This window comes from Staphylococcus sp. GDY8P120P (genome assembly GCF_017892065.1).
In the GTDB taxonomy this organism is placed as follows: Bacteria; Bacillota; Bacilli; order Staphylococcales; family Staphylococcaceae; genus Staphylococcus; species Staphylococcus nepalensis.
Window position 1 is genome coordinate 1 of sequence record NZ_JAESKI010000044.1, and the last position, 1,668, is coordinate 1,668.

At 38.8% G+C, this 1,668-nt stretch carries 3 protein-coding genes; all 3 read right to left on the reverse strand.

Annotated elements, in window-relative coordinates:
• Positions 1-66: 66 nt before the first annotated feature.
• On the reverse strand, positions 67-471 hold the full coding sequence (gene bleO, locus KA900_RS14510; protein ID WP_210139777.1) for a bleomycin binding protein: 405 nt from the start codon (positions 469-471) through the stop codon (positions 67-69).
• Between the two features lie 216 nt (positions 472-687).
• A complete protein-coding gene (gene aadD1, locus KA900_RS14515) occupies positions 688-1,449 on the reverse strand; it encodes an aminoglycoside O-nucleotidyltransferase ANT(4')-Ia (RefSeq protein WP_001014230.1) in 762 nt (253 codons plus the stop codon).
• A 168-nt stretch (positions 1,450-1,617) separates the two neighbouring features.
• The gene (locus tag KA900_RS14910) at positions 1,618-1,668 is read right to left on the reverse strand and encodes a hypothetical protein (RefSeq protein ID WP_348634581.1); all 51 of its coding nucleotides are present in this window, start codon (positions 1,666-1,668) and stop codon (positions 1,618-1,620) included.

Genomic DNA, 1,668 nt, shown 5'->3' on the forward strand with positions numbered 1-1,668 from the left:
AGAGAGGTCTCTCGTATCTTTTATTCAGCAATCGCGACCGATTGCTGAACAGATTAATAATAGATTTTAGCTTTTTATTAGTTGAAAAAAGCTAATCAAATTGTTGTCGGGATCAATTACTGCAAAGTCTCGTTCATCCCACCACTGATCTTTTAATGATGTATTGGGGTGCAAAATGCCCAAAGGCTTAATATGTTGATATAATTCATCAATTCCCTCTACTTCAATGCGGCAACTAGCAGTACCAGCAATAAACGACTCCGCACCTGTACAAACCGGTGAATCATTACTACGAGAGCGCCAGCCTTCATCACTTGCCTCCCATAGATGAATCCGAACCTCATTACACATTAGAACTGCGAATCCATCTTCATGGTGAACCAAAGTGAAACCTAGTTTATCGCAATAAAAACCTATACTCTTTTTAATATCCCCGACTGGCAATGCCGGGATAGACTGTAACATTCTCACGCATAAAATCCCCTTTCATTTTCTAATGTAAATCTATTACCTTATTATTAATTCAATTCGCTCATAATTAATCCTTTTTCTTATTACGCAAAATGGCCCGATTTAAGCACACCCTTTATTCCGTTAATGCGCCATGACAGCCATGATAATTACTAATACTAGGAGAAGTTAATAAATACGTAACCAACATGATTAACAATTATTAGAGGTCATCGTTCAAAATGGTATGCGTTTTGACACATCCACTATATATCCGTGTCGTTCTGTCCACTCCTGAATCCCATTCCAGAAATTCTCTAGCGATTCCAGAAGTTTCTCAGAGTCGGAAAGTTGACCAGACATTACGAACTGGCACAGATGGTCATAACCTGAAGGAAGATCTGATTGCTTAACTGCTTCAGTTAAGACCGAAGCGCTCGTCGTATAACAGATGCGATGATGCAGACCAATCAACATGGCACCTGCCATTGCTACCTGTACAGTCAAGGATGGTAGAAATGTTGTCGGTCCTTGCACACGAATATTACGCCATTTGCCTGCATATTCAAACAGCTCTTCTACGATAAGGGCACAAATCGCATCGTGGAACGTTTGGGCTTCTACCGATTTAGCAGTTTGATACACTTTCTCTAAGTATCCACCTGAATCATAAATCGGCAAAATAGAGAAAAATTGACCATGTGTAAGCGGCCAATCTGATTCCACCTGAGATGCATAATCTAGTAGAATCTCTTCGCTATCAAAATTCACTTCCACCTTCCACTCACCGGTTGTCCATTCATGGCTGAACTCTGCTTCCTCTGTTGACATGACACACATCATCTCAATATCCGAATAGGGCCCATCAGTCTGACGACCAAGAGAGCCATAAACACCAATAGCCTTAACATCATCCCCATATTTATCCAATATTCGTTCCTTAATTTCATGAACAATCTTCATTCTTTCTTCTCTAGTCATTATTATTGGTCCATTCACTATTCTCATTCCCTTTTCAGATAATTTTAGATTTGCTTTTCTAAATAAGAATATTTGGAGAGCACCGTTCTTATTCAGCTATTAATAACTCGTCTTCCTAAGCATCCTTCAATCCTTTTAATAACAATTATAGCATCTAATCTTCAACAAACTGGCCCGTTTGTTGAACTACTCTTTAATAAAATAATTTTTCCGTTCCCAATTCCACATTGCAATAAT